Genomic DNA, 19,441 nt, shown 5'->3' with positions numbered 1-19,441 from the left:
ATCTGGCAACGAGCATCATAACTGCCATCATCGCGACTGTCGCGAGGAAATATCCGATGGGACCCATCAGATTAATAGGTTAAAACAAGGCTTCTTGCTCTGGCCAGCCCGGAGGCATCGATAAATTCGGAATTATGCCGTATAGCCCTTGCCAGATTTTCTGTGCCTGCTGCGGTGAATCGCTGTTATCTGGCGTGTGAATAAACAGGTAGGGCTGATGTTGTTGCGCCCAGTCAGGTAGCCTCTGTTGCCAGGACTCGAACCAGCGCTGATTGTCCGCCAGCACGTCACCGCCGATAAAGCGGATCAACGGGTTGTTGGCCGTTACCACTGCATGCACCGGCAGCTTGGGTTTTTTCTGTTGTGCATCGCGGATCGCCGAGCTGTGTGGTTTGGCATGGTGTAGTGGGCGGCTGTCGAGGATGGTGCGGTTAATACCTCGTTGGTGCAAACCCTGATTCAGTTGGCGTTCTGCGTCACCCTTGGCGAAAAATTCCAGATGGCGGACCTCGACTCCGTAGGTAAACTCCGGCGGTAAGGCATCAAGAAAAGCCCAGAGAATGCCCAGATGCTCGGGTGCAAAGGCGGCGGGCAACTGCAACCACAGCTGTCCGATACGCCCTTCAAGGGGGCGCAGGCAATCATAAAACGCCTTGATATCGGCTTCACAGCCGCGCAGTGCTGCTTTATGACTGATCGCTGACGGGAATTTAAAGCAAAAACGGAAATCATCGCCGGTCATATCGCGCCAGCGATGGACAATTTCCGCCTTGGGCAACGCGTAGAAGGTAGTGTTACCTTCCACGCAGTTGAAGTAGCGGCTGTAGTCCGCCAGATCGCGCAGGCCGATGCGGTTCCAGGCCGGATGTTGCCATTGCGGTAATCCAATATAAATCAACGGTCATCTTCCCTGCTTTACATTTTGGCAACAACGTTAACGTTATCTGCGCCGCCTTTCAAGTTACGCCGGGCTTATAGCGCGGCAAGGATCTCACTGGTGCTACGCACACGGGCAATACGCGGGAAGATATTATCGAAGGCGAATTGGTGCATCTCGGCGCTGTAGGTGCTGCACATGTCTTCGGCAATCACCAACTCGTAGCCATGTTCCCAGGCTGCACGAGCAGTAGACTCCACGCCAATATTGGTAGCGATACCGCCCAATACCACCGATTTGATACCCCGACGACGCAGTTGCAGGTCCAGATCGGTACCATAGAATGCGCCCCATTGACGTTTGGTGATCAACACATCGCTGTCTTGTACCGCCAGCGCTTCGGGGAATTCCCACCAGGACGCTGGCAGCCCGCCGACCGGAGACGGTGAAGGTTTATCTACTGGCTGCTTGAGCGCTTCGGCAAAGGAATCAGACCAGCCGACGCGCACCAGAAACACGGGGGCATTCAGCGCGCGAAAGCGTCCTGCCAGATGGGCCGCATGGGTGACGACTTGGCTGGCACTGTGCGGGCCAGCGGCGTAAGGTAAAATGCCGTGTTGCAGATCGATCAGGACCAGGGCGGTGGTTTGGGCATCAAGTTTTAGCATTGGGAGCATCTCAGGGGTAAAGTGGATTTAAGGTTATGCTACTGGCATATGAAAGACGACGGGGACATAGGCTACGTGATAAAACTGCTGCCAGTTAATGGGAAATTTGTTAACCGATGTGTTGTTTCTTAACGTTCGGTACCATTTAGCGTTGCAACAATGCCGTGTTCGCTCTTATCTGGCGCATGAATTTCCTTTATAATGACCGCCTTTTTTCACCAATCTTTAATCCAGCGATCTATGCCGATTTATGAATATGCATGTGGCTCATGCCAACATCGATTAGAGAAACTACAAAAATTTTCCGACGCGCCGTTGACTCAATGCCCGGCGTGTGGGCAGCCCGCACTGACCAAGTTGATCTCTGCCAGCGGTTTCCAGTTAAAGGGTACTGGCTGGTATGCAACAGACTTCAAACCGGGTGATAAATAACAATTCGTCAGATAACAGCCGTGCGGAAACAGCAACTGTTGCCAACCTCCGGCGGAATCGGCTTAAGTCAAAAGGATAGCGTATGCGTACTGAATATTGCGGGCAGTTGAATCTGGCCCACGTCGGCCAGGAAGTCACTTTGTGTGGTTGGGTCAACCGCCGCCGCGATCTGGGTGGCCTGATCTTTATTGATATGCGTGACCGCGAAGGCATCGTGCAGGTGTTCTTCGATCCGGATCAGAAAGCGGCCTTCGACAAAGCCTTCGAACTGCGTAACGAGTTCTGCATCCAGATCGTCGGTACCGTGCGTGCGCGCCCGGAAAGCCAGGCCAACAAGGATATGGCGACAGGCGAAGTTGAGGTGTTTGCCCACGCGCTGGAGATCATCAACCGCTCCGAACCGCTGCCGTTGGACTCGAACCAGACCAACAGCGAAGAAGCGCGTCTGAAATATCGCTACCTGGATCTGCGTCGCCCGGAAATGGCCGACCGCCTGAAAACCCGTGCCAAGATCACCAGCTTTGTGCGCCGCTTTATGGACAGCCACGGTTTCCTGGATATCGAAACCCCCATGCTGACCAAAGCCACGCCGGAAGGTGCCCGTGACTATCTGGTACCAAGCCGCGTGCATAAAGGTAAGTTCTATGCGTTGCCGCAGTCCCCACAGTTGTTCAAACAGCTGCTGATGATGTCTGGCTTCGACCGTTACTACCAGATCGTCAAGTGCTTCCGTGACGAAGACTTGCGCGCCGATCGCCAGCCGGAATTCACCCAGATCGACGTGGAAACTTCTTTCATGAGCGCCGAGCAGGTGCGTGAAGTGATGGAGCAACTGGTGCATGAGCTGTGGCTGGACGTGAAGGGCGTCGATCTGGGTAAATTCCCGATCATGACCTTTGCCGAAGCGATGCGCCGTTACGGTTCCGATAAGCCAGACCTGCGTAACCCGCTGGAGCTGGTGGACGTTGCCGACCTGGTCAAAGACGTTGAGTTCAAAGTGTTCTCTGGCCCGGCGAACGATGCCAAAGGCCGCGTGGCCGCGATTTGTGTTCCGGGTGGCGCACAGCTGACCCGTAAGCAGATCGACGAATACGGCGCTTTCGTTAATATCTACGGTGCCAAAGGTTTGGCATGGTTGAAGGTTAACGATCGTGCTGCGGGTATGGAAGGCGTGCAAAGCCCGATTGCCAAATTCCTCAGTGCCGAAGTGCTGGAAGCGATCCTGGCGCGCACTAATGCGCAAACCGGTGACATTCTGTTCTTCGGTGCCGACAGCTTTAAAATCGTTACCGACGCCATGGGCGCGCTGCGCTTGAAAATTGGCCGCGATCTTGGCCTGACCAAGCTCGACAGTTGGGCACCACTGTGGGTGGTCGATTTCCCAATGTTTGAAGAAGACGGCGAAGGCGGCCTGGCGGCGATGCACCATCCGTTTACCGCACCGCGCGATATGAGCCCGGAAGAACTGCAAAAAGATCCTACTTCAGCTATCGCCAATGCCTACGATATGGTGCTGAACGGCTATGAAGTGGGTGGCGGTTCCGTGCGTATTCACCGCAGTGAAATGCAGCAAACCGTCTTCGGTATCCTTGGCATCAATGAGCAAGAACAACGCGAGAAGTTCGGCTTCCTGCTGGATGCGCTGAAGTACGGTACGCCTCCGCACGCCGGTTTGGCCTTCGGTCTGGATCGCCTGGTGATGTTGGTAACCGGTACCGAGAACATCCGTGACGTTATCGCCTTCCCGAAAACCACCGCAGCAGCCTGTCTGATGACCGATGCACCAAGCTTCGCCAACCCGGCTTCGTTGCAGGAGCTGGCGATCAGCGTAGTGAAGAAAGCCTCAGCCGAACAAGAGAGCGAGTGATGAATTACAAGCGGCCCGAGTCTATTCTGGTGGTGATTTATGCAAAATCCAGTGGCCGGGTGCTGATGTTACAGCGGCGTGATGATACGGAGTTCTGGCAGTCGGTGACCGGCAGCCTTGAGGACGCCGAATCGCCGCCGCATGCCGCACAGCGCGAAGTCATGGAAGAGATTGGCATCGATATCGCAGCAGAGGGGCTGCCGTTGTTCGATTGCCAGCGCTGTGTGGAATTTGAACTCTTTGTCCATTTGCGACACCGCTATGCGCCGGGAACCACGCGTAATAAAGAGCACTGGTTCTGTCTGGCGTTACCTGATGAGCGCGATCCGGTCTTGACCGAACATCATGCTTACCAATGGCTTGAGGCGTCCGAGGCGGTCAAACTGACCAAGTCCTGGAGTAATCAGCAGGCGATTGAAGAGTTTGTGATCCATTCTGTCCAGTAGTTCTTTTTGGAGATATTTTTTATGGCAGGTCATAGTAAATGGGCCAACACCAAACACCGCAAAGCTGCACAAGATTCCAAACGCGGTAAGATTTTCACCAAAATTATCCGTGAGTTGGTGACTGCCGCCAAATTGGGCGGCGGCGATCCGGGTTCGAACCCACGTCTGCGTGCGGCTATCGATAAAGCGCTGTCTAACAACATGACGCGCGATACCCTGAACCGTGCTATCGCCCGTGGCGTAGGCGGCGATGATGATACCAATATGGAAACCATCATCTATGAAGGTTACGGCCCTGGCGGCACCGCGGTAATGATCGAGTGCCTGAGTGACAACCGTAACCGTACCGTGGCAGAAGTGCGCCATGCCTTCACCAAGTGTGGTGGCAACCTGGGTACCGACGGTTCCGTGGCCTATCTGTTCACCAAAAAAGGCGTGATCACCTACGCACCGGGTCTGGATGAAGACACCGTGATGGAAGCCGCGCTGGAAGCGGGTGCCGAAGATATCCAGACCTATGACGATGGTGCCATTGACGTCTTCACCGCCTGGGAAAATCTGGGTGAAGTGAAAGACGCGTTGACCGCCGCAGGCTTTGAGGCAGACTCGGCCGAGGTTTCCATGATCCCGTCCACCAAAGCGGATATGGATGCGGAAACTGCGCCTAAGTTACTGCGCTTGATCGACATGCTGGAAGACTGTGACGACGTGCAGGAGGTTTACCATAACGGTGAGATCTCCGACGAGATCGCTGCAACGCTGTAATGCAAGTGAATGATGGCGTTGCCAACCGGCAACGCCAGGCAACAATCAATGCAGGGTGGTGGTAGCAATGGCGATCATACTGGGTATCGATCCCGGCTCGCGCGTCACCGGCTATGGCCTGATCCGCCAGCAGGGCCGCCAACTGACCTATGTTGCCAGCGGTTGTATTCGTACCGTGGTGGATGATATGCCGACGCGCCTGAAGCTGATTTATGCTGGCGTGAGTGAAATCATTACCCAGTTTCAACCGGACTTCTTCGCTATCGAACAGGTGTTTATGGCCAAGAATCCGGACTCGGCGCTTAAGCTGGGGCAGGCGCGGGGCGTGGCGATCGTTGCTGCCGTCAATCAAAACCTGGAAGTGTTTGAGTACGCGGCGCGCCAGGTGAAGCAGACGGTGGTCGGTACCGGTGCGGCGGAAAAGTCTCAGGTGCAGCATATGGTTCGCTCATTGCTGAAGCTGTCTGCCAATCCGCAGGCGGATGCCGCGGATGCGTTGGCTATCGCCATTACCCACTGCCATCTCAGCCAGAACGTGCTGCGTATGAGTGAAGGGCGGTTGAATCTGGCGCGCGGGCGTTTGCGTTAGAGCCGTTGACAATGTGGCAGTGTTGCTAAATGTCAGTAATCTGAGGCTGGATATTCATCCAGCCTTTTTTATGGTATAAGCTGTATCAATACTGCGTGGCAGTGCGCCACGTGCAGGGATCCATTCAGGAGGGGTAATGATAGGTCGTCTCAGAGGAATTATTCTGGAAAAGCAGCCACCGCTGGTGTTACTTGAAACCAATGGCGTCGGGTATGAAGTGCATATGCCGATGACCTGCTTTTACGAGCTGCCGGAGCTGGGGCAAGAGGCTATCGTGTTTACCCAATTCGTGGTGCGTGAAGATGCACAACTGCTGTATGGGTTCAATGATAAGCAAGAACGAGCGCTGTTCCGTGAGCTGATTAAAGTGAACGGCGTGGGGCCAAAACTGGCGCTAGCGATCCTTTCAGGCATGTCTGCCCAGCAGTTTGTCAGCGCGGTAGAACGTGAAGAGATCACTACATTGATCAAATTGCCAGGCGTGGGTAAGAAAACTGCCGAGCGTCTGGTCGTCGAAATGAAAGACCGCTTCAAAGGCCTGAACGGCGATCTGTTCAACAACAGCAGCGAAATCCCCCTGCCGGCCAGTGCGGCCAAAGCGGCGGAGATGGATATTGAAGCCGAAGCGGCCTCTGCGCTGGTGGCCTTGGGCTATAAGCCACAGGAAGCCAGCCGGATGGTCAGCAAGGTTGCCAAGCCGGGTGCGGATTGCGAGGCATTAATCCGCGAAGCATTACGTGCCGCACTGTAGGCCGGAAAGGGGTAGACCATGATTGAAGCCGACCGCCTGATCTCTGCCGAGCCGTTCAATGAAGAAGAGGTGCTGGATCGTGCGATCCGTCCTAAGCTGCTGACGGAGTACGTTGGCCAGCCGCACGTGCGTGAGCAGATGGAAATCTTTATTCAGGCTGCCAAACAGCGCGGCGATGCACTGGACCATCTGTTGATCTTCGGGCCGCCTGGGTTGGGTAAAACCACCTTGGCCAACATCGTGGCCAATGAGATGGGCGTTAACCTGCGTACCACTTCTGGTCCGGTGCTGGAAAAGGCTGGGGATCTGGCGGCAATGCTGACCAACCTGGAGCCCCATGACGTCCTGTTTATCGACGAAATCCACCGTCTTTCGCCGGTAGTGGAAGAGATCCTGTATCCAGCGATGGAAGACTATCAGCTGGATATCATGATCGGTGAAGGCCCGGCGGCGCGCTCAATCAAGCTCGACCTGCCACCGTTCACCCTGGTTGGAGCCACCACGCGTGCCGGTTCCTTGACCTCGCCATTACGCGATCGCTTCGGCATCGTGCAGCGTTTAGAGTTCTATCAGGTGGCCGATCTGGAGCATATCGTTTCCCGCAGTGCCAACTGCCTGGGGCTGGATCTGTCTACCGATGGGGCGCATGAAGTGGCACGTCGCGCCCGCGGTACACCGCGTATTGCCAACCGTTTGCTGCGCCGCGTGCGCGACTTTGCCGAGGTTCGTGCCAACGGGGTGATCAATGGCGAAGTGGCCATGCAGGCGTTGGATATGCTGAACGTCGATGCGGAAGGTTTCGACTATATGGACCGCAAGCTGTTGCTGGCGATCATCGACAAGTTTACCGGTGGCCCGGTGGGGTTGGATAACCTGGCGGCGGCAATCGGTGAAGAGCGTGAAACGATAGAAGACGTGATCGAACCTTTCCTGATCCAACAGGGGTTTATTCAGCGTACTCCGCGTGGCCGAATGGCGACCAATCATGCCTATAAGCACTTTGGTATCGAGCGGGAAGAGAAGTAGAAATCCAGGATTTACGCCAGGGGAGCCCCTGGCGTAATGAGATTAAGCCTGCTGCTTTTTCGACAGGCTCAGAACAAACAGCACCGCTGCGCTTAACACTACCGAAGGCCCCGCTGGCGTATCGTAAAACGCCGAGAAGGTCAGCCCACCGGTGACCGCAATTATCCCTACCAATACCGCATAACCGGCCATTTGTTCCGGAGTACGTGCAAAACGCCGTGCGGTTGCCGCCGGGATAATCAGTAGTGACGTAATAATCAGCGCGCCGACAAATTTCATGGCCAGCCCGATGGTCAAGGCGGTGACCAGCATCAAGATGGTGCGTGCGCGGGGCAGGTTAACGCCATCGACATGTGCCATCTCCGGGCTGATGGTCATCGACAGCAGATCGCGCCATTGCCACCAGAGCACCAGCAGCACAATCACCACGCCGGTGCCGATCATCCAGATATCGCTGATCGTCACCGACAGCAAATCCCCAAACAGATATGCCATCAGATCTACGCGCACGTTGGACATCAGCGCGACCACCACCAGACCCAGCGATAGCGCGCTATGCGCCATAATGCCGAGCAGCGTATCGATCGACAGCTGCGGGCGGCGCTCCAGCCAAACCAGCACCAGAGCCAACAGCAACGTGACGGCAATCACAGCGTAAAACGGGTTGACGTCCAGCAATAAGCCGAAGGCAACGCCTAGCAGCGAAGCATGTGCCAACGTATCGCCAAAGTAAGACATCCTGCGCCAGACCACAAAGGAACCCAACGGGCCCGCCGCCGCAGCCAGCAGCACACCGGCCAGCCAGCCGGGCAATAACAGTTCAATCATGCCTCACGGCCCCCGGTTTTTTTCAGCACAATTCTGCCTTGCAGGTCGTGACGGTGATTATGGTGATGGCGATAGATCGCCAACTGCTCAGCGCCCCGGTTACCGAACATGGCGATAAACTCCGGGTGCATTGACACCACTTCTGGCGTGCCGGAGCAGCAAATATGTTGGTTCAGGCACAGGACGTCGTCGGTTTTGGCCATCACCAGATGCAGGTCATGGGAAACCATCAGCACCGCGCAGCCCAGCTCTTTGCGCAATTGGTCGATCAGGTCGTATAACGCCAACTGACCGTTAACGTCCACCCCTTGCGTGGGCTCATCCAGCACCAGCAACTGCGGTTGATTCAACAGCGCTCGTGCCAGTAACACCCGCTGGTTTTCGCCGCCGGACAGTTTTTGCATAGGCTGTTCCAGCAGGTGCGCAGCCTGTACGCGTTTGAGCGCGGGCAAGATATCGGCCTTTTTTACCCCGGGTTTGAGCCGCATAAAGCGGTTGACGGTCAAGGGCAGGGTGGCATCGAGATGCAGCTTTTGCGGCACATAGCCAATGCGCAGCCCAGGCAGACGTTCCAGCGTGCCTTCCGTTGGGGCAATTAAGCCCAGCACTACGCGAACCAGCGTTGACTTGCCGGCCCCGTTAGGCCCGAGGAGCGTCAGAATACGACCCGGTTGCAGGTTGAGAGAGATATTTGTCAGTACCCGCCGGGTACCAAAAGAAACAGAGATATTTTTTAGCGTTGCCAGTGTAGACATATCGTGATTACATTTTGCAGAACTAACCGAATGTTATAATATCACGCTTCTTTGCTGAAAACGACGGGATTACTGATGATGGTACAGAAAAATAAATGGCTGCAACGCACTCTGCTGGCGGCGGCTTTGGTGATGGCGGGCAATGCAACGGCCGCCGTAGTGACCTCTATCCGCCCGCTGGGCTTTATCGCATCCGCTATTGCAGATGGGGTCACGCCTACCGAGATTTTATTACCGGACGGCGCCTCGCCCCACGACTTCGCCTTGCGCCCGTCGGACATTCAGCGGCTGCGTAGCGCCGACCTGGTGCTTTGGGTCGGGCCAGATATGGAGGCTTTTCTGACCAAATCCCTGACGCAGCTGCCCGCGAATAGGCAATTGGCGATCGGTGAACTGCCTGCGGTACAGCCGTTGTTGATGAAAGGCGATGACGACGATGACCATGATCATGCAGCCGAAGCGCATAGTCATGCGGATGGCGACGATGGACATGACCATCATCACGGTGACTATAATATGCACGTTTGGCTGTCGCCAGAGGTGGCAAAAGTGACCGCGATCGCGATTCACGACAGATTATTGGAACTTATGCCGCAAAAGAAGGACAAATTAGACGCAAACCTGCGCCAGTTCGAGGATCAGCTAGCGCAAACTGATAAAAATCTTGTTAAGATGCTAACGCCTGTGCAAGGTAAAGGATATTTTGTTTTTCATGACGCTTATGGCTACTTTGAAAAACACTTCGGCTTGAGCCCACTGGGCCATTTTACCGTTAATCCCGAAATTCAACCTGGCGCACAGCGTTTACACCAAATTCGAACACAGTTGGTTGAGCAGAAAGCAGTCTGCGTTTTTGCTGAGCCACAATTCAGACCGGCCGTAATTAATGCCGTTGCCAAGGGTACCACTGTGCGTTCTGGAACGCTGGACCCGCTGGGCACCGGCATCGAACTGGGGAAAGACAGCTACGGGAACTTCCTGACAGAGCTGTCCAACCAGTACGTGAGCTGCCTGAAGTAAAGATTATGAGGATATTATTGAGTGCAGAAGATAGTCCGAACTATCACTCTGGCGTATAACAACCTGCCTCGGCCCCATCGCGTAATGCTAGGGTCGTTGACAGTCGTTACGTTGGCCGTCGCTGTTTGGCGGCCTTCCGTTTATCACCCAGAACATAACCCTATCGTTAAAAGCGTCGAGTTAGAAGCCAACCAGTTAAGGGCATTGCAGCCCGAAGCCAGTGAACCTATTGATGCCGACCAACCTACCCCCGATGATGACATCCCTGAGGATGAGCTGGACCAGAAGGTCGCCGGAGAGGAGGGTGTGCATGAATATGTGGTTTCTACCGGTGACACGCTCGGCAGTATTCTGACCCAGTACGGCATCGAAATGTCGGATGTTTCGCTGCTGGCTTCGCAGAACCGCGATTTGCGTAACCTGAAAATCGGCCAGCAACTCTCCTGGACGCTTACCGAAGATGGCGATCTTAAGCGCCTGACCTGGGAGGTTTCACGCCGTGAAACCCGTACCTACGATCGCGTAGGCAATTCCTTTAAAGAAACCAAGGAAACCCAGAAGGGTGAATGGCGCAACAGCGTGCTGAGCGGCAAGCTGAACGGCAGCTTTGTCAGCAGTGCCTCGGCGGCTGGCCTGACCCGTGCCGAGATCAATGCGGTGATCAAAGCCCTGCAATGGCAGCTTGATTTTCGCAAGCTGCGCAAAGGCGATCAGTTCGCGGTGTTGATGTCGCGTGAAGAGTTTGATGGCAAGAGCGAGCAAAGCCAACTGTTGGGCGTACGTATGCGTAGCAGCGGCAAAGATTACTTCGCTATCCGCGCCGATGACGGCAAGTTCTACGATCGTCAGGGTTCCGGTCTTGCACGTGGCTTTATGCGTTTCCCGACCATGAAGCAGTTCCGTATTTCTTCCAACTTTAATCCACGCCGCGTAAATCCGGTGACCGGGCGCATTGCACCGCATAAAGGCGTCGACTTCGCCATGCCGGTCGGCACGCCAGTGTTGGCGGTGGGTGACGGTGAAGTGGTGATCGCCAAGCGCAGTGGCGCGGCAGGTAACTATGTGGCGATCCGTCATGGCCGCCAATACACCACGCGCTATATGCACTTGAAAAAGCTGTTGGTCAAGCCAGGGCAGAAGGTGAAACGTGGCGATCGCATTGCACTTTCCGGTAACACCGGCCGCTCTACCGGCCCACATTTGCATTATGAAATGTGGACTAACCAGCAAGCGGTTAACCCATTGACGGCTAAATTGCCTCGCTCTGAAGGGCTGATGGGGAAAGATCGCAGCGATTATCTGGCACAGGTGAAGGAAGTGGTGCCGCAGCTGCAGCTGGATTAACCATCGCTATCCCTTATGATTTCCCATCGGCCTGATTTCGGGCCGATGTTTTTTTATTAATGCCTGCTCGAGATAACGATAGCTGCATTTTGTCAGTGAACGGTGATGGTTTTAACCTGGCTCACCCGCCTGACTGCAACTAGGTATATAGTTTATATCTTCCGAGCAGGTGCGTTGAATAAAGAGCAGGTCATGCAAAACGAGAAGAAATCGAACGTAGAGTTCATCCCACAATTTGATAAAGCCTTCTATCATCCGCGCTACTGGGGCGTTTGGTTGGGAACCGGGTTGATGGCCGGTATTTCTCTGGTCCCTGCTCGAATGCGAGACCCATTACTGGGTGCGATTGGTAAACTGGCTGGCAAGGTTGCGAAAGGGGCACGACGCCGCGCCCGTATCAATCTGCTCTATTGCATGCCGGAACTGCCAGAACAGCAACGCGAGCATATTATCGATGAGATGTTTGCTACCGCGCCGCAATCGATGATCCTGATGGCAGAACTGGCCTGTACCAAACCGGAAAAGGTGCTCAAGCGCGTGCGTTGGCACGGTGAAGACGTGCTGGATAAAATCCGTGAGGAAGGCCGCAACGTGATTTTCCTGGTGCCGCACGGCTGGGCCGTTGATGTGCCAGCGATGCTGATGGCTGCGCGTGGGCAACCCATGGCGGCGATGTTTCATAACCAGAGCAACCCACTGGTCGACTATCTGTGGAATAGCGTGCGCCGCAAGTTTGGTGGCCGCATGCACGCCCGCAACGATGGTATCAAGCCTTTCATCAGTTCGGTGCGCCATGGTTATTGGGGCTATTATCTGCCCGACCAGGATCACGGTGCCGAGCACAGTGAATTCGTGGATTTCTTTGCGACCTATAAAGCCACATTGCCTGCGGTCGGCCGCCTGATGAAAGTCTGCAAAGCGGCGATCGTGCCGCTATTCCCGGTTTATGACGGTAAAACCAGCATGCTGGACATTTATATCCGTGAGCCGATGGATGATCTGGCCGAAGCCGACGATGTTCGCATTGCGCGCCGCATGAACGAAGAAGTGGAAAACCTGGTGGGTCCTAATCCGGAACAATATACCTGGATTTTGAAGCTGCTGAAAACGCGCAAGGAAGGTGAGATTGAACCTTACTCGCGGGACGATTTATATCGTTAAGGCAGTTCTCCACTTCAACCGACTCGTACTCCAGGGGAGTTACACGTGCTGCTAAATGGACTCAGCACGTGTAACGCCCGTACAGTCTAGCCTTTTCGTTTCTTACAATTTCAGCAACTTTTGACAATCTGCAACGACGGACCAGCTCCTTGCCTCTCGGCAGGTAATAGCTAACCACACGTTATGTGGGCGTTAGAATTGGCCTCGGGTTGATGTTATCGACTCGGGGCCTTTCTCTTTGTATCCATCACTTTGGCTTCAGATGCCAAGATCCAGAGCACCTATGCGCCGTATATTCATCAACCGCTGTGGATTTTGGGCAGACTCTTAACAATGCACCATACAGCCCTGTTGGATCAGCGGTTCAAGCACCGCAGGATAATGGTCGAAATCATTCCAACGCAAATCCAGTCGCCGCAGATTTTTCATTTGCGCCATGCTGGCCGGTAATTCGCTTAATCGGTTTGCACGCAAGTCTAATGAAACCAGTGAACTCAATGCACCAAAGTCTTCAGGTAGCCGGGATAACTGGTTGAAACGCAGGTTGAGGGTGGTCAGCTTGGGCAACTGGCAGAATTGATCGGGTAAGTACGCAATGGCGTTGTTTTCCAAATCCATCACCTGTAACTCTGACAGCTGAGCGATCTCGCTGGGCAGGGTAGTGAGACGGTTTTTCATCAGGTGCAATTCACGTAGTTGCTCCAGCATACCGATCTCTGAGGGCAACGCGGTGATGGCGTTATTGTAAAGACGCAACTCTTGTAGCGAGGACAGAGCACATAGCGCCGAGGGGAGCTCTGTCAGTTGATTATCCGTCAGATTCAGGTAGCACAATGCTTGTAGTTGGCGCAGCGAATCTGGCAACTGGCTAAAGCCGTTATCACTCAAATACAGATATTTTAATTCACGCAGCTCGCCGATTTCGGCTGGAATTGTTGCTGCCTGATTGTGGCCAAAATCCAGCATCTGCAACTGGTTTAACATACCGATTTCAGCGGGGAACAGGACAATCTGGTTGCAGGAAATATTTAGCACTTTCAGGCCGTGGTGGTGAAATATCCGTTCTGGGAAGCTGGTTAGGCGATTATTGTACAGGCTGATTTTTTGCAAGGAGGATCCACTGAGGCTTTCCTCGCTTAGGTTTTCCAACTGCTGGTTATCGAGATCCAACGAACCCTGAGTGTGTTGCCGGTGATGCTGGTGCAGCATGAATGACTCTCCAAAATTGCGGATATCGACTGATGGTACGCAAGCGGGGGAGGTGGGGGAACAAAAATTTGGCAGTGTTGACCTCGAATGCCAAAAGCACCCGAGGGTTTGGAGAGGTTTACGATTTAAAAGTTTGAATGGAAACCGACTCCGGCGCCCGTGGCGTTGCCATCCCAGCTAACTTGCATGGTGACGGCACTGTCTTGTGAGGTACTAAATTGCATACCACCCGCGATGGAGACTTCACCATCATATTCCCCGGCGGCAACGGCGTAGCCAGACTCATTGCGGTTATAATGCAGCGAACTGACCGCCTGCGCCATCGCACCGACTCGTTTGATATCTTTGGTGTTTTCATCGATATCCTTGCGGTTGGCGGCAATATCATGCGAGTTCTGATTGATCGCGGCACTGTTACTGGCAATACGGGAACGGTTAAGAGCAACGTTGGCGCTATTTTGTTGAATGTAAGCACCCTGTGCGGCCTGTTCGTTACGTACACCGCGCAGAGCAACGACATTGGCGTTAACCAGTGTCATATCCGCATCTTTGCCTTTAGCCCCTTTCTTACCAGTGATGGATTGTCCGTCTTTGCCATCGGCACCGTTCTTACCATCAATACCGTCGCGGGGGATATTAGCCGAGGCATATTTTCCGGCGGTTAATGTGCTCTGTTCGTTTTGCCGATCGTCCTGATGTGAAGCTGGGGCATTCTGATGTGTCGGATTACCTTCGGGATTGTTGTGGTGATAGGCAGCGAGTTCCTCTGCGGCAGCTTTCGCGGTATCGCGCTGTTCCTGCGTCGCGTTGCTGTCCAGATGCGAAGAGCGATCAATCACTGGCGCATCGAGATGGGGGGTAATCAGCGCCTGATGGATGCCATCCAGATGCGTGGCCGGAGCGGCCTGATGTGTTGGGATGCCTTCGGGATTGTTGTGCTGATAGGTGGCGCTCTCCTCTGCGGCAGCTTTGACGGTATCGCGCTGTTCCTGCGTCACGTTGCTGTCCAGGTGCGAAGAGCGATCAATCACTGGCGCATCGAGATGGGGGGTAATCAGCGCCTGATGGGGGAGAGTATTTACCGTCGGGCTGGTGTAGGTTAAGCCGAGGTCTTCTAACACTCCTTTAATATTTGTGCCTTCAGGAGCACGCTCGATGAAGCGTTGAATTTTCTGATTTATTTCTTCCTGACTCATGCCTGATTGGATGGTTTGCAGCTCTGTCAACGCACCTGCGAAGCTATCCGCATGGGCGATACCGCTAATTGCGGCCAGCGTGATTAAAGAAGCAAGCAGGGTTTTCTGGATGGTCATTTCTACTACCTATCATTAAGTCATTAAGGTTGGGGAGCTTGATATGACCATCCATAGTCTTTCTTGCTTCTATAGACTTTGCATAAACAATCACAGTCTTTGTTTTGTGTTTATAGTCTTTATTTTGGCTATTCTATGTATTGATAAAGACTTTTTATTGACTGTTATCAATTTTAAATGACTTACATAAAGGTGTTGACTTGATGACTTTCGATCGAAGACTTAAGGCGTTTCAAGTGAGGTGTATTACGCTGGGATGGTGATTGCTAACAGGTGTGGATTATATCCATGGGCAATGAATTTTGTGAAGGTCTGGCAGATTAGGTGTACTAGGGACGGAAGCCGTGTGAGATGAGAGAGGTAGTCTGGAGACTAGTAGGTCACGTTGCGCCGGACCGTTTCCAAAACCTCGGTCAGCGCAACTGACTATGTTATGACTTACTGATAGTGAAAATCAAAGTCTGCTATGGTGCAGTCACCTGCCAGGCCAATCGCTGCTGATAACTTGGCATAGTAGCTATCAAGGCCAACCGCCTCAACCGCTTCAATCGCGGGTTTGATCCGCATGCAGTAGAGTTCAGGGTAACCCTTTTCAACCACCTTGTTGTTAGGGATCTGCTCGCCACACACTGCTTTATAGTAGGTTCTAACGGCTTGCTTGACGCTGGTTGGGGCCTGATTAACCGAAACTTGCTCGCCAAGATCCATCAGCTTTTGCAGGGTGGGGAAGGTGTCGGTCGTCACGCATTCGTGCAGTCTGGCGAAGAAGTTAAGGAAATACTCCACCGAACCCAAGTCCGAAATCTTGGGTTTGGTTGATTTACCATTGCGATTGCCTGCGGAAGATCTTGCACCAACCGAGGGGATCAGCTTGTCGAGGTCAAGATTAAACAGATTGTCGGCAATCTCGCGCCGCTCTTTTAGCGGTATTTCCAGCATTTTGGCTATCAGTGCCTTGGCGGGGGCATCGAGCAGACCATGATTGGTAAGCCATTGCGTGCGTGAATATTCTCTTTTGGTCCGCGCCCAATCTGGTGGATTATCCGAGTGGAACAGCGTGGATTTGCCTTTGCTGTCAAAGGCGATATAGGTGCCATCCGCAAACTGAAAACGGGTGTTTTTAAAGCTGCCGATGGTGGTGTTAATGACCAGTGCGTCTTTGACAAATTTGGCGACTTCAGGTGCCATGACGAAACTTGTCGAGCTATCGCTGTTAATGACTTCCTTCAGTTTGCTGACGTCGGTCACCTTGGCTGGCAGTAAGGGGAATTCAAAAAATGCGTGTATCATTTATCTGATTGTCCTTTGATTAACCTTTGTCTAATCCAATACTTATTAAAGTTTATCACCTCTTCAAGCTGTCTGTTGCTACTAATTATGATAGCTAGCGCACAGATGGCTTGATGAACTGCTTTTTAGTCTATGTAAAGGAATGGAAGAAAAGCTCAAAGGTCAGCACCTGGGAGACGGAAAACGTTATCCAGGTATTAAAAAAGCCAGCCGGTAGAGTAACCGGCTGGCTTATAACAGCGTGTCGAAATAACTAAATCAGTCTACGCGCAGGATACGGCTGGTATTGGTGGTGCCCACGGTGCTCATGACGTCACCTTGGGTAACCAGCACCAGATCGCCAGACACCAGGTAACCTTTATCACGCAGACGGGCGATAGCGTCATTAGCGGCGGCAACGCCATCGCTGTGGCTGCCGAAGTAGACCGGGGTAACACCACGATACAGCGCCGTCAGGTTCAGCGTGTGCTCATGGCGTGACATGGCGAAGATCGGCAAGCCGGAGCTGATACGCGACATCATTAGCGCGGTGCGTCCAGATTCGGTCATGGCGATGATGGCGGTAACCCCTTTAAGGTGGTTAGCGGCGTACATGGTCGACATGGCGATGGCTTCTTCGATATTGTCGAACTGCACGTCCAGACGGTGCTTGGATACGTTGATGCTTGGGATTTTCTCTGCGCCCAGGCAAACACGCGCCATGGCGGCTACCGTTTCGGCTGGATACTGGCCCGCAGCGGTTTCGGCAGACAGCATGACCGCATCGGTACCATCCAGCACGGCGTTCGCCACGTCCATCACTTCGGCACGGGTCGGCATCGGGTTGGTGATCATCGATTCCATCATCTGCGTGGCGGTGATCACCGCACGGTTCAGTGTACGGGCGCGACGGATCAGTTTCTTCTGGATGCCCACCAGCTCCGGATCGCCGATTTCGACGCCCAGATCGCCACGGGCAACCATGACTACGTCGGAAGCCAGAATGATGTCATCCATCGCTTCGTCGCTGCATACGGCTTCAGCACGTTCTACTTTTGACACGATTTTGGCGTTGCAGCCTGCGTCACGTGCCAAGCGGCGAGCATAGTTCAGGTCTTCGCCGGTACGTGGGAAGGAGACGGCCAGGTAGTCGACACCAATTTTGGCGGCGATCAGAATATCGGCTTTGTCTTTTTCGGTCAGAGCTTCGGCAGAAAGGCCGCCGCCCAGTTTGTTGATGCCTTTATTGTTCGACAGCGGGCCACCTACGGTGACTTCGGTGAACACTTTCATGCCCTGAACTTCCAGCACTTTCAGCTGTACGCGGCCATCGTCCAGCAGCAGCACATCGCCAGGAACCACGTCCGCAGGCAGGCCTTTATAGTCGATACCGACTTTTTCTTTATCGCCTTCACCCTTGGTCAGATTGGCATCCAGCAGGAATTTATCGCCGATGTTAAGGAAAATCTTGCCTTCCTTAAAGGTGGAAACGCGGATTTTTGGCCCTTGAAGATCGCCCAGGATAGCGACATGACGCCCCAGCTTTGCCGCAATCTCACGCACTTTATCTGCCCGTGCCTGATGGTCTTCTGCATTGCCGTGGGAAAAGTTAAGCCGAACTACGTTCGCACCAGCAGCAATAATCTTTTCCAGATTATTGTCGCGGTCGGTAGCCGGACCCAGTGTGGTAACGATTTTGGTTCTTCTGAGCCGTCTGGTCATGTATTACTCCGTTGACTTGTGACGCAAGTATTGGTGTTGCTGAACGTCAGATAACGAAACCGGATGAGGGGGCCGACGTTTTTCGCCTACCCAATGTTCATCTGGGTTATCTGTATGAACGAGCTATCAGGGTACAACTATAATCCCGCGGGTCAACTTGTGATCTGACCGGCGGTTTTTAAATCCGTTTTCAGTCGAAACTGTTGGGGACGATCCCTTTATCAAAGCGCGATTCTTTCAACGCTTCCTTGACCCGCTTCAAGTTATCTCTGAATTTAGCCCCTCGACGCAAGGTAAATCCAGTGGCCAGCACATCAATCAGGGTCAACTGTGCAATTCGGGACACCATGGGCATATAAACATCGGTATCTTCCGGCACGTCCAGCAGTAGGGGGAGGGTCGCAGCCTGGGCCAACGGTGTATCTTTCGAGGTGATGGCGATGACCGTGGCGTCATTCTCTCGTGCCAGATGCGCCATCTCGACCAGATTCTTGGTGCGCCCGGTATGGGAGATTAATACAACGACATCTCCCTCGACGGAGTTCATGCAGCTCATGCGCTGCATGACGATATCGTCAAAATAGACCACCGGAATATTGAAGCGGAAAAATTTGTTCATGGCGTCGTGCGCCACGGCAGCAGAGGCTCCCAGGCCGAAGAACGAGATTTTTTTTGCCTGGGTAAGCAGATCAACCGCACGATTGATTGCGGTAATGTCGAGATTTGCCTTTACTGTATCCAGGTTGGCCATCACCGACTCAAAGATCTTACTGGTGTAAGCGGCAACGGTGTCGTTTTCTTCGACATTGCGGTTTACATAGGGCGTACCGTTGGCCAGACTTTGAGCCAGATGCAGCTTGAAATCGGGGAATCCTTTGGTTTCAAGGCGGCGGCAAAAGCGGTTAACGGTCGGCTCACTGACATCGGCCAATTTGGCCAGCCGGGCGATGCTGGAGTGAATAGCGGTTTGTGGGGAGGCCAGGATCACCTCGGCGACTTTCCTTTCCGATTTGCTCAGGAGCTCCAGATGGTTCTGGATTTTTTCCAGCGTATTCATATAACGAGAGTCACTCATGGTTTATACCTGCCGGACACCTGCTGTCACTGGTGAACCATAGGGTATGTCGATTTCAATCAAAGGAGAAATCAATCCGGTTTAATGAAAATATACTACGTGCTGGTAAGCGTTGGCAGTGTCGACAAGGGATAAGCTGGCTTTTTTCACCAGAACATGACCTGTGTCTAACTTTCATAATGGTAAAAGAGTGTCAAAAAAGATAGAAAATTACAGTTTCCCCCGTTGCCAGCAGCGTTAGCGCTACGTCAGGGATAACGCCGTAGTTTCTAGGGCTTTTTTTCTGCTTTTGATCCGGGTTTACTGGCCGTAGCGAAAGAGAGT

General features: G+C 53.4%; 19 protein-coding genes. 10 read left to right on the top strand and 9 right to left on the bottom strand.

The genetic code is table 11. The features are described from left to right. Positions 1–79: 79 nt before the first annotated feature. Together ACKWMY_RS06540 and ACKWMY_RS06535 are read right to left on the bottom strand one after the other, a co-directional pair. On the bottom strand, positions 80–895 hold the full coding sequence (locus ACKWMY_RS06540; RefSeq protein WP_309048343.1) for a DUF72 domain-containing protein: 816 nt from the start codon (positions 893–895) through the stop codon (positions 80–82). Between the two features lie 77 nt (positions 896–972). Beyond that, positions 973–1,545, bottom strand: a complete 573-nt coding sequence (locus ACKWMY_RS06535; protein ID WP_065685641.1) for a hydrolase — start codon at positions 1,543–1,545, stop codon at positions 973–975. Positions 1,546–1,746: 201 nt separating this feature from the next. Between ACKWMY_RS06535 and ACKWMY_RS06530 the strand changes: the two genes are divergently transcribed. The 7 genes from ACKWMY_RS06530 to ruvB all read left to right on the top strand — a co-directional run bounded on the left by ACKWMY_RS06530 (position 1,747) and on the right by ruvB (position 7,421). After that, positions 1,747–1,977: an FmdB family zinc ribbon protein gene (locus tag ACKWMY_RS06530; RefSeq protein WP_021181142.1), complete on the top strand. Its 231-nt coding sequence runs from the start codon at positions 1,747–1,749 to the stop codon at positions 1,975–1,977. Positions 1,978–2,059: 82 nt separating this feature from the next. Further along, positions 2,060–3,844 (top strand): aspartate--tRNA ligase, encoded by a 1,785-nt coding sequence (gene aspS / locus ACKWMY_RS06525; protein ID WP_024528729.1) that lies wholly within the window; start codon positions 2,060–2,062, stop codon positions 3,842–3,844. Further along, positions 3,844–4,290 carry a dihydroneopterin triphosphate diphosphatase gene (nudB, locus tag ACKWMY_RS06520; RefSeq protein ID WP_021181144.1) on the top strand — a complete coding sequence of 149 codons (447 nt, stop codon included), beginning with the start codon at positions 3,844–3,846 and terminating at the stop codon, positions 4,288–4,290. The genes aspS and nudB overlap by 1 nt, the downstream gene beginning before the upstream one ends. A gap of 21 nt (positions 4,291–4,311) precedes the next feature. After that, positions 4,312–5,055 carry a YebC/PmpR family DNA-binding transcriptional regulator gene (locus ACKWMY_RS06515; protein ID WP_021181145.1) on the top strand — a complete coding sequence of 248 codons (744 nt, stop codon included), beginning with the start codon at positions 4,312–4,314 and terminating at the stop codon, positions 5,053–5,055. Between the two features lie 67 nt (positions 5,056–5,122). Next, positions 5,123–5,644, top strand: a complete 522-nt coding sequence (ruvC, locus tag ACKWMY_RS06510) for a crossover junction endodeoxyribonuclease RuvC (protein WP_021181146.1) — start codon at positions 5,123–5,125, stop codon at positions 5,642–5,644. 136 nt (positions 5,645–5,780) lie between these two features. Continuing rightward, entirely contained in the window at positions 5,781–6,395 is a 615-nt protein-coding gene (ruvA, locus tag ACKWMY_RS06505; protein ID WP_021806658.1) for a Holliday junction branch migration protein RuvA, read from the top strand. An 18-nt stretch (positions 6,396–6,413) separates the two neighbouring features. Further along, positions 6,414–7,421: a Holliday junction branch migration DNA helicase RuvB gene (gene ruvB / locus ACKWMY_RS06500; protein ID WP_024486543.1), complete on the top strand. Its 1,008-nt coding sequence runs from the start codon at positions 6,414–6,416 to the stop codon at positions 7,419–7,421. 42 nt (positions 7,422–7,463) lie between these two features. Here the strand turns inward: ruvB and znuB are convergent, their stop codons facing one another. Together znuB and znuC are read right to left on the bottom strand one after the other, a co-directional pair. Next, positions 7,464–8,249, bottom strand: coding sequence for a zinc ABC transporter permease subunit ZnuB (gene znuB, locus ACKWMY_RS06495; RefSeq protein WP_074028721.1), 786 nt, complete (start codon positions 8,247–8,249; stop codon positions 7,464–7,466). Continuing rightward, complete coding sequence (znuC, locus tag ACKWMY_RS06490) at positions 8,246–9,004, bottom strand: zinc ABC transporter ATP-binding protein ZnuC (protein ID WP_024528731.1); 759 nt, start codon at positions 9,002–9,004, stop codon at positions 8,246–8,248. Before znuC ends, znuB begins: the two co-directional genes overlap by 4 nt. 78 nt (positions 9,005–9,082) lie before the next feature. Between znuC and znuA the strand changes: the two genes are divergently transcribed. The 3 genes from znuA (at position 9,083) to lpxM (ending at position 12,529) form a co-directional block, all read left to right on the top strand. Further along, entirely contained in the window at positions 9,083–10,024 is a 942-nt protein-coding gene (gene znuA / locus ACKWMY_RS06485) for a zinc ABC transporter substrate-binding protein ZnuA (protein WP_409486094.1), read from the top strand. Between the two features lie 21 nt (positions 10,025–10,045). Next, positions 10,046–11,368 (top strand): murein DD-endopeptidase MepM, encoded by a 1,323-nt coding sequence (gene mepM, locus ACKWMY_RS06480; RefSeq protein WP_024528733.1) that lies wholly within the window; start codon positions 10,046–10,048, stop codon positions 11,366–11,368. Between the two features lie 192 nt (positions 11,369–11,560). Continuing rightward, complete coding sequence (gene lpxM / locus ACKWMY_RS06475) at positions 11,561–12,529, top strand: lauroyl-Kdo(2)-lipid IV(A) myristoyltransferase (protein WP_024528734.1); 969 nt, start codon at positions 11,561–11,563, stop codon at positions 12,527–12,529. A gap of 327 nt (positions 12,530–12,856) precedes the next feature. Here the strand turns inward: lpxM and ACKWMY_RS06470 are convergent, their stop codons facing one another. From ACKWMY_RS06470 to ACKWMY_RS06450, 5 genes are all read right to left on the bottom strand, one after another. Then, entirely contained in the window at positions 12,857–13,738 is an 882-nt protein-coding gene (locus ACKWMY_RS06470; RefSeq protein WP_409486053.1) for a leucine-rich repeat domain-containing protein, read from the bottom strand. 125 nt (positions 13,739–13,863) lie between these two features. Next, on the bottom strand, positions 13,864–15,051 hold the full coding sequence (locus ACKWMY_RS06465; RefSeq protein WP_409486052.1) for a hypothetical protein: 1,188 nt from the start codon (positions 15,049–15,051) through the stop codon (positions 13,864–13,866). A 438-nt stretch (positions 15,052–15,489) separates the two neighbouring features. Next, positions 15,490–16,341, bottom strand: coding sequence for a hypothetical protein (locus ACKWMY_RS06460; RefSeq protein ID WP_308870443.1), 852 nt, complete (start codon positions 16,339–16,341; stop codon positions 15,490–15,492). 258 nt (positions 16,342–16,599) lie between these two features. After that, positions 16,600–18,042 carry a pyruvate kinase gene (gene pyk / locus ACKWMY_RS06455; protein ID WP_021181157.1) on the bottom strand — a complete coding sequence of 481 codons (1,443 nt, stop codon included), beginning with the start codon at positions 18,040–18,042 and terminating at the stop codon, positions 16,600–16,602. 190 nt (positions 18,043–18,232) lie between these two features. Continuing rightward, positions 18,233–19,099 carry a MurR/RpiR family transcriptional regulator gene (locus ACKWMY_RS06450; protein WP_024528738.1) on the bottom strand — a complete coding sequence of 289 codons (867 nt, stop codon included), beginning with the start codon at positions 19,097–19,099 and terminating at the stop codon, positions 18,233–18,235. Positions 19,100–19,441 lie beyond the last annotated feature (342 nt).

Origin of the sequence: Serratia sp. J2, from assembly GCF_046269175.1 — a bacterium.
GTDB lineage: Bacteria > Pseudomonadota > Gammaproteobacteria > Enterobacterales > Enterobacteriaceae > Chania > Chania fonticola_C.
Note: the sequence above shows the minus strand (reverse complement) of the source record. Positions and strands in the feature narration are given on the sequence as shown.

Bases quoted from the DNA above. Each gene is read 5' to 3' on its own strand.
- ACKWMY_RS06450 (WP_024528738.1), bottom strand. From the start codon at position 19,099: ATGAATACGCTGGAAAAAATCCAGAACCATCTGGAGCTCCTGAGCAAA.
- ruvA (WP_021806658.1), top strand. From the start codon at position 5,781: ATGATAGGTCGTCTCAGAGGAATTATTCTGGAAAAGCAGCCACCGCTG.
- znuC (WP_024528731.1), bottom strand. From the start codon at position 9,004: ATGTCTACACTGGCAACGCTAAAAAATATCTCTGTTTCTTTTGGTACC.
- pyk (WP_021181157.1), bottom strand. From the start codon at position 18,042: ATGACCAGACGGCTCAGAAGAACCAAAATCGTTACCACACTGGGTCCG.
- ACKWMY_RS06515 (WP_021181145.1), top strand. From the start codon at position 4,312: ATGGCAGGTCATAGTAAATGGGCCAACACCAAACACCGCAAAGCTGCA.
- znuA (WP_409486094.1), top strand. From the start codon at position 9,083: ATGGTACAGAAAAATAAATGGCTGCAACGCACTCTGCTGGCGGCGGCT.
- ACKWMY_RS06470 (WP_409486053.1), bottom strand. From the start codon at position 13,738: ATGCTGCACCAGCATCACCGGCAACACACTCAGGGTTCGTTGGATCTC.
- ruvB (WP_024486543.1), top strand. From the start codon at position 6,414: ATGATTGAAGCCGACCGCCTGATCTCTGCCGAGCCGTTCAATGAAGAA.
- aspS (WP_024528729.1), top strand. From the start codon at position 2,060: ATGCGTACTGAATATTGCGGGCAGTTGAATCTGGCCCACGTCGGCCAG.
- ACKWMY_RS06530 (WP_021181142.1), top strand. From the start codon at position 1,747: ATGACCGCCTTTTTTCACCAATCTTTAATCCAGCGATCTATGCCGATT.
- ruvC (WP_021181146.1), top strand. From the start codon at position 5,123: ATGGCGATCATACTGGGTATCGATCCCGGCTCGCGCGTCACCGGCTAT.
- ACKWMY_RS06465 (WP_409486052.1), bottom strand. From the start codon at position 15,051: ATGACCATCCAGAAAACCCTGCTTGCTTCTTTAATCACGCTGGCCGCA.
- ACKWMY_RS06535 (WP_065685641.1), bottom strand. From the start codon at position 1,545: ATGCTAAAACTTGATGCCCAAACCACCGCCCTGGTCCTGATCGATCTG.
- znuB (WP_074028721.1), bottom strand. From the start codon at position 8,249: ATGATTGAACTGTTATTGCCCGGCTGGCTGGCCGGTGTGCTGCTGGCT.
- nudB (WP_021181144.1), top strand. From the start codon at position 3,844: ATGAATTACAAGCGGCCCGAGTCTATTCTGGTGGTGATTTATGCAAAA.
- lpxM (WP_024528734.1), top strand. From the start codon at position 11,561: ATGCAAAACGAGAAGAAATCGAACGTAGAGTTCATCCCACAATTTGAT.
- ACKWMY_RS06460 (WP_308870443.1), bottom strand. From the start codon at position 16,341: ATGATACACGCATTTTTTGAATTCCCCTTACTGCCAGCCAAGGTGACC.